Source organism: Streptomyces katrae, assembly GCF_000717655.1.
In the GTDB taxonomy this organism is placed as follows: Bacteria; Actinomycetota; Actinomycetes; order Streptomycetales; family Streptomycetaceae; genus Streptomyces; species Streptomyces katrae_B.
In genome coordinates, this window is the sequence record NZ_JNZY01000020.1 from 95383 (window position 1) to 102323 (window position 6941).

At 74.5% G+C, this 6941-nt stretch carries 5 protein-coding genes; 3 read left to right on the top strand and 2 right to left on the bottom strand.

Annotated features, from left to right (window positions below):
- Nucleotides 1-114: 114 nt before the first annotated feature.
- Nucleotides 115-1617, top strand: a complete 1503-nt coding sequence (locus IF09_RS0123830) for a PLP-dependent aminotransferase family protein (protein ID WP_030298921.1) — start codon at nucleotides 115-117, stop codon at nucleotides 1615-1617.
- Nucleotides 1618-1651: 34 nt separating this feature from the next.
- On the opposite strand, the gene IF09_RS0123835 is transcribed toward IF09_RS0123830, so the two are convergent.
- Together IF09_RS0123835 and IF09_RS0123840 are read right to left on the bottom strand one after the other, a co-directional pair.
- Nucleotides 1652-3319: a membrane protein gene (locus IF09_RS0123835; RefSeq protein WP_030298923.1), complete on the bottom strand. Its 1668-nt coding sequence runs from the start codon at nucleotides 3317-3319 to the stop codon at nucleotides 1652-1654.
- Nucleotides 3320-3395: 76 nt separating this feature from the next.
- Complete coding sequence (locus IF09_RS0123840; protein ID WP_030162614.1) at nucleotides 3396-3590, bottom strand: hypothetical protein; 195 nt, start codon at nucleotides 3588-3590, stop codon at nucleotides 3396-3398.
- 333 nt (nucleotides 3591-3923) lie between these two features.
- Between IF09_RS0123840 and IF09_RS0123845 the strand changes: the two genes are divergently transcribed.
- Together IF09_RS0123845 and IF09_RS0123850 are read left to right on the top strand one after the other, a co-directional pair.
- Complete coding sequence (locus tag IF09_RS0123845) at nucleotides 3924-4346, top strand: ankyrin repeat domain-containing protein (protein ID WP_051832795.1); 423 nt, start codon at nucleotides 3924-3926, stop codon at nucleotides 4344-4346.
- A 343-nt stretch (nucleotides 4347-4689) separates the two neighbouring features.
- Nucleotides 4690-6087 carry a hypothetical protein gene (locus IF09_RS0123850; RefSeq protein WP_030298928.1) on the top strand — a complete coding sequence of 466 codons (1398 nt, stop codon included), beginning with the start codon at nucleotides 4690-4692 and terminating at the stop codon, nucleotides 6085-6087.
- Nucleotides 6088-6941: the final 854 nt, after the last annotated feature.

Consider the following 6941-nt stretch of genomic DNA (forward strand, 5'->3'; position numbering starts at 1 on the left):
CGCTACTGGTCCGGGTGGACCGCGGCGTGACAGGCTGTGGGGGCGGAAGCAATCCAATACCGGCCGCGCCCGGGGTGCGGGCGGGGCCAATTCGATAAAGGTGGACCGGACAGCATGGCAGAGTGGACCTCGGCGGTGGGTGCCGCACAGCTCGCCCGTCTCATCACCTCCCAGCAGGAGCGGCCCGGTGTCCCCGGGGCGCGGAAGCTGCCCGCCTACCGCAGCCTCGCCGACGGCATCCGGCTGCTCGTCCTCGAAGGCCGCGTCCCCGTCGCCGCCCGGCTGCCCGCCGAACGGGAGCTCGCCGTCTCCCTCTCCCTCTCCCGCACCACCGTCGCCGCCGCGTACGAGGCCCTGCGCGGGGAGGGCTTCCTGGAGTCCCGGCGCGGCGCCGGCAGCTGGACCTCCGTACCGGCCGGGAACCCGCTGCCCGCCCGGGGGCTGGAACCGCTGCCGCCCGAGTCCCTCGGCTCGATGATCGACCTCGGCTGCGCCGCGCTCCCGGCCCCCGAGCCCTGGCTCACCAAGGCCGTGCAGGGCGCCCTCGAAGAGCTCCCCCCGTACGCGCACACCCACGGGGACTACCCCGCCGGGCTGCCCGCCCTGCGGCGGATGCTCGCCGACCGCTACACCGAGCGCGGCATCCCCACGATGCCCGAGCAGATCATGGTCACCACCGGCGCGATGGGCGCCATCGACGCCATCTGCAGCCTCTTCGCCGGCCGCGGAGAGCGGATCGCCGTCGAATCCCCCTCCTACGCCAACATCCTCCAGCTCATGCGCGCCGCCGGCGTCCGGCTCGTGCCCGTCGCGATGGCCGACGGCCTGGCCGGCTGGGACATGACCGTGTGGCGCCAGGTACTGCGCGACGCCGCGCCCCGCCTCGCCTATGTCGTCGCCGACTTCCACAACCCCACCGGCGCGCTGGCCTCGGACGAGCAGCGCCGCGCCATGGTGGAGGCCGCCCGCTCGGCCGGCACCGTACTCGTCGCCGACGAGACCATGGCCGAGCTCCAGCTGGACCCGGCGCTGGAGATGCCCCGCGCGGTCTGCTCCTTCGACCCGGCCGGCTCCACCGTGATCACCGTCGGCTCCGCCAGCAAGGCCTTCTGGGCCGGCATGCGGATCGGCTGGGTCCGCGCGGCGCCCGACGTCATCCGCAGCCTGGTCGCGGCGCGCGCGTACGCCGACCTCGGCACACCGGTGCTCGAGCAGCTCGCGGTCAACTGGCTGATGCGGACCGGCGGCTGGGCGGAGGCCGTGGAGATCCGCCGCGACCAGGCCCGCGAGAACCGGGACGCGCTCGTCTCCGCGGTGCGCCGGGAGCTGCCCGACTGGGAGTTCGAGGTGCCGCAGGGCGGGCTGACCCTGTGGGCCCGCGCCGGCGGCCTGTCCGGCTCCCGGCTGGCCGAGGTGGGGGAGCGGGTCGGCGTACGGGTCCCCTCGGGGCCGCGGTTCGGCGTCGACGGGGCCTTCGAGGGCTATGTCCGGCTGCCGTTCACCGTCGGCGGGCCGGTGGCCGAGGAGGCCGCGGTCCGCCTCGCGGCGGCCGCCCGCCTGGTGGGCACGGGCGCGGGCGGCAGCGGCGCCGAACCCCCGCGCACGTTCGTCGCGTAGGACCCGGGGGACGGCGGGCGCAGCGGTTCAGGGCTCAGGGGCCGACGGGCCAGGGGCCGCGGGCCGGCGGGGCCTCGGCCGGGGCCTCCTCGACCGCCTCGGCGTCGGCCGACGGGTCCTGCGCCCGGGCCGGCGACTGGACGATGTGCAGCGGCTTCGACAGCGTCACGCGGCCCGGCCCGCCCGGGGCCGGCAACTGCCGGCCGGGCAGCAGCTCCTGCACCGCATGCCGGTGCGCCGGGTGCGTGGCGTCGTCGTACGGGTCCGGCGTGGCGGGCACCTGCAAGCGGTGCACGGGACCCGCGCCGAGCCGCGCGTACCCGCGCCCCGGCGGCACCTGGGCCGTCGGAGTGGTGTGCGGCGGCAGTCCCAGTACGTCGGTGATCTGCTGGATCGCGGCGGCCCCGAGCACGACCCGGGCCCGGGTGTGCTGCCAGACGGCGTCGTTCAGCAGCTCCAGTTGGTCGAACTGCTCGGCCACCACGACCGTGATGTGCGCGGTGCGCCCGTGCCGCAGCGGCACCTGGAGCCGGGCGAGGGGGTCGGGGCTCCCGTCGGCCGCCGCGAGGTGCGCGAGCACGCTGGGCCGGTCCAGCAGGATCCACAGCGGCCGCCGGGTGTCCTCGGGCGCGGGGCGGCCGGCCTCGCGGGCCCGGTGAGCGGCGATCAGCCGCCGTTCGGTCTCGCGTGCGGCCCACTCCAGGGTGGCCAGCGCCCCGGCCGGACCGCACTCCACGGCCAGCACGCCCGTCCGCCCGGACAGGCAGGAGAACTCCCCGCTGCCGCCGCCCTCGACGACCAGCACCTCGCCCCCGTGCTGCAGGGCCTGCAGGGCGATCGAGCGCAGCAGGGTCGAGGTGCCGCTGCCGGGCTGGCCGACGGCCAGCAGGTGCGGCTCGGTGGAGCGGGGGCCGGTGCGCCAGATCACCGGCGGCACGTCGCGCGGCTCGTCGTCCTCCAGGACCGGCAGGGTGCGCTGCACGCTGCCGGCGTCGGTGAAGCCGAGCACGGTCTCGCCGGGAGAGGTGATGAACGGCTGGGCGGCGATGCCCGTCGGCAGCGCCGTGAGCACCGTCAGGTCGAGCTGGTTGCCCTCCTCGTCCCAGTCGAAGAGGTACTCCCGGCCGCGCCCGGACTTGGCGTGCAGCAAGGCCTCGATCCGGGCCCGCGAGGCGGCCTCGCCGTCGGTGAAGTAGGCGGGGTAGCGGATCCGGAGCCGGGTGATGCGGCCCGCGTCGTCGAAGGCGTAGTCGCTGAACGCCTTGTCCCACTCGCCGCCGTGGGCGAAGAGCGGGCTCGGGTCCTCTGGGGTGGAGAAGTACGGCACGAGCGCCTCGTAGAGGGACCCGAGCCGTTCGGTCTCGGCGTCGCTGGGCCCGGTCTTCACCGGCGTCCGGTCGCGCCCCTGCCAGGCCGCCGCCGCCATCAGGGTGATCAGGGCGGCGAGGGGCCCGTACGGGACGAGCGCGACCACGAGGACGCAGGCGGCTCCCAGGAACAGCGCGGGACCACGCTTGTCCCCGGGGGTCTGCGTCCACTTGCGCCGCCCGGCCGAGGCCAGGACGCGCAGGCCGCGCCCGATGACGAGGAGCGGATGGAGGACGTCCGTGGCACTGTCGGCGGCCGTGCGAGCAAGGTCGCGGCCCCGGGCCAGCGACGTGGTGCCGCTGCTGAGGATGCGGGGGAGTGGGCGCCGGGCCACGGGCGTCTCCTGGAGTTGGGGTGGAGCGGGACGGTGTGGTCGGGGGCGGGGAGGGCCTGATCCGCCGGGCAACCCGCTACAGCTTGATCCCGCCGAGCAGGCTCGCGAGGCTCGCGGTGCTCGCCGTGATGCTCGGCGCGATGGCGGAGCCGGCGAGGAAGAAGCCGAACAGCGCACAGACGAACGCGTGGGACAGCTTCATCCCGTCCTTCTTGAAGAAGAGGAAGGCGATGATGCCGAGCAGGACGACGCCTGAGATGGACAGGATCATGAGAGGTTCTCCTGGTGGGTGGGGACAGTCACCATCAGTTGTTCCAGGCTCACAGGAAGTATCAATGCGATAAAAGGTGCATACGGGTGAACGTGGGCTTTTTTCACTTGACCGGCGCAGCCCGGCTGGCGCGTCCGGCGCCGAGCAGGGCCAACCGGCCCGGCCCGGCCCCCACCAGCGCCAACGGGGATCCTTGCCTCAGGTCCGGCCCCCGTATGTGCAGGTCCGGGCGCTACTCTGGCGATTCACCCGTACGGCCGCAGCGCCGTACGCCCCCCTGCCCGCCGGCCTGGGGAACCACATGCCGACAGCGAGTGAAAGGCGGTACGACAGATGAGCGAGCACGAGCCCACCGAGGGCGGCTCCCAGGGCGCTCCCGACGAGGACGTCATCGAACTGGCCACCAAGATCTTCGACCTCGCCCGCCAGGGCGAGACCGAGACGCTCACCGCGTACCTCGACGCCGGAGTCCCGGCCAACCTCACCAACGACCGCGGTGACACCCTCGTCATGCTGGCCGCGTACCACGGCCACGCCGCCACCGTCACGGCCCTGCTGGCCCGCGGCGCCGAGGCCGACCGCGCCAACGACCGGGGCCAGACCCCGCTCGCCGGCGCCGTCTTCAAGGGCGAGGAAGCCGTCATCCGCGCCCTGCTCGCCGGAGGCGCAGACCCGACGGCCGGAACCCCCTCCGCCCTGGACACCGCCCGCATGTTCGCCAAGGCGGACCTGCTGGAACTCTTCGGAGCCAACTAGTCCGTTTTTGCCCGTGACCTGGCACGGTCCGACCGGTCCCCCACCTCACGGGTTGATCACGGCGGCCGTAAATGTGGTCGCGGCGCACAAACCGGCTGGGTCATCATGGCGTCGGATTCGATTTGCGAACACGGCGGACGGGCAGGAGCGGGCAGGACACGAAGGGTGTCCGTACCCACCCCCTGCGCAGACCGGCCGTCCTGGTCGCGAAGCACCGACGAGAGTGAGAAGGCAATGGTCTACATCGAGCGGAACATGACGGCGAACGTCCTCACATGCTGTTACGCGGCCCTGTGAATCCCGATTCCCGGTTGCGTCCCCAGCTTGATTTGAGGCCATTCCCATGTTCGAACCAGTCATAGCGCCAAGCGGCACCCTGCTCGGGCTCCTCCAGCGGGGCCGCGGCGACGGCACGCTGCACGCCCTTGCGGCGCCCCGCACGGAGGCCCTCGCGGCCCTCAACCAGTGCGTGGTCAGCGATCCGCGCCAGGACTGGCAGGTCGAGAACCGCTCGCTGTACTACGCGCGCCTGTACCTGGACCTCGACGGCCCCCTCGGCGAGATCGAGAGCCACCTCTTCAGCGCCGACGACCTCGTCGACGACACGGACCACCGGACCGGCCTCGCCCTGTCCGTCCTGGGCCACCTGGCCTCGTACGGCCGCGACGACGCGCTCATGCTGCTGCGCCGCTACGCCGCCTCCGGCTCCAACTGGGCCTGGGCCCTCGACGAGCTCGCCCTGCGCGACGACGACGAGGGGCTGCGCAGCCTCGTCACGCCCGTCCTCGCCAGATTCCCGGCCACCGCCGAGGGCGAGGCGCGGCTGGCCGCCGCCGTCCGCGACGCTTACGAGCCCCGGCCGTGGTGCCTGTGGGAAGAGTCACCCGAGTACGGCGACCGCCTGCGCGCGGCCCGCCAGCAAGGCTCCTTCGACCGCTGGCAGCGCCAGCTCACCCCCAACGGCCCCCGGCCCGGCTGGGGCGTACAGGCCGTCTTCGACTGGGCCGCCGACGGGCTGCGCCGCGGCACCCCGCTGCACGTGCCCGCCGCACGCTGTCTCGCCGCCGTCGCCGCACCCGAGGACCGCTCCGCGATCCTCGCCGCCGCCGCCGGCGCCGCGGGCGAGGCCGCCCGGGCCACCGCCCTGCACCACCTGGTCCTCGCCGAGCCGGAGAACCCGGCCGTGCTGGACCTCATCGAAGCCGCCGGGGACGAGCCCGCCGTGGCCGCCTACGAGCGCATGTGCGGCCCCGCGGCCGTCGACCGGGCCCGGCAGTGGGTCCACCGGCCCGACGTGCTGGGCGCGGCCGCAGCCGCCCTCCTGGCCGCCCGTGGCGCAGCCGAGGACGCCGGACTCGTCCTGGGCGCCCTCCGCTCCACCGTCCGCGGCTGCGGTCCGGACGCCCAGCGGCTGTTCGCCCTGGTCGACGGAGCGGGCCGGCTCTCCATCGGCTGCGCGGCACCGGTGCTGCGCCACATCTACCGCGAGACGGCCTCGTCCCACCTGCGCGGGCGCGCGGCGCGCGCCCTGGCCAGCACGGACCCGTCGTTCGCGGCGGGCTTCGCCGTCGAATGCCTCTGGGACTGCGAGGAGACCACCCGCGAGGTGGCGGCCCGCCACGCGGAAACGGCGGACGCCCGCGTAGCGCCGAGGCTCCGCAGGCTTGCGTCGGACCCGGCGGAGGAAGAGGACGTCCAGTCGGCGGTCCGCAGCCGCATCGCCCCGGAGTCGGCGGTGTAGGGCGGGGGCTGCCGACTCGGCACCGGGGACGGCGGGCGGGGTGCCGGGGGCGGGGGTGGGCGTTCGGCGTCGGAGGGGCCGACGGGATCCCGGGGGTGGGGCCCCTCGGACTCGGCACCGGAGGCCGGCCGGGACGCCGCGGCCGCGCGAGCGGGGTCGGGGGAGCGGATGGGGACGCCGGGGGCGGGTTCGCGCATCGGCGCCGGGAGAGCGGATCGGGACGTCGGGGGGCGGGGTCCGCGCAATCGGCGTCGGGAGAGCGGGTCGCGCGGGTTCGGGGGCGGGGTCTGTGTGCTCGGGGTCGCTAAGGCGAGCTGGGGCCTTGGGGGCGGGGCCTGTGTGCTCGGGGTCGGGAGAGTGGATCGGGGGCCGGGGGCGGGGTCTGCCGACTCGGTGTCGGTGTGTGTCCGGGGGTGTCCCGTCAGTCCACTGTCCTTCCGTGTCGTGCCGGTCCCTCAAGGGCGCTCCTCCTTCGTCGTCGCGTCGCTTCGCGATGGCCTTCGGCCACCCTTGACCGACCCGCCCCGGAAAGACAACAGACTGCCGGGAAGCCCCCGAAGGAATGGCCGGGGGTTCATGTTCCGACCAGCCCAGATCAGAGATGCCGAGCAGGGGCTCCTGTCTATCCGCACCCCATGCCCCGGGACCACCGACCCGGGCCGGCGACGGGGCCGCGGGGAGGGGAACGCCTCCCTCAAGGGCCCATGGGCACCCTTTCCGGGTCTGGGTGGGGTCAACCTGCACCAGACAGCGAAGAGATGACGCTGGGGTGCCGCTCGGGCCGTGGACGCCCCAAATCGCTACGCGCTCCGCCCGGTTTGGCGTCCGGCGGCCGTCTGGGGCTGGGCATAGGC

What these genes read in the sequence shown, in the direction of transcription:
- IF09_RS0123830 (WP_030298921.1), top strand. Translation starts at nt 115, where the DNA reads ATGGCAGAGTGGACCTCGGCGGTGGGTGCCGCACAGCTCGCCCGTCTC.
- IF09_RS0123840 (WP_030162614.1), bottom strand. Translation starts at nt 3,590, where the DNA reads ATGATCCTGTCCATCTCAGGCGTCGTCCTGCTCGGCATCATCGCCTTC.
- IF09_RS0123845 (WP_051832795.1), top strand. Translation starts at nt 3,924, where the DNA reads ATGAGCGAGCACGAGCCCACCGAGGGCGGCTCCCAGGGCGCTCCCGAC.
- IF09_RS0123850 (WP_030298928.1), top strand. Translation starts at nt 4,690, where the DNA reads ATGTTCGAACCAGTCATAGCGCCAAGCGGCACCCTGCTCGGGCTCCTC.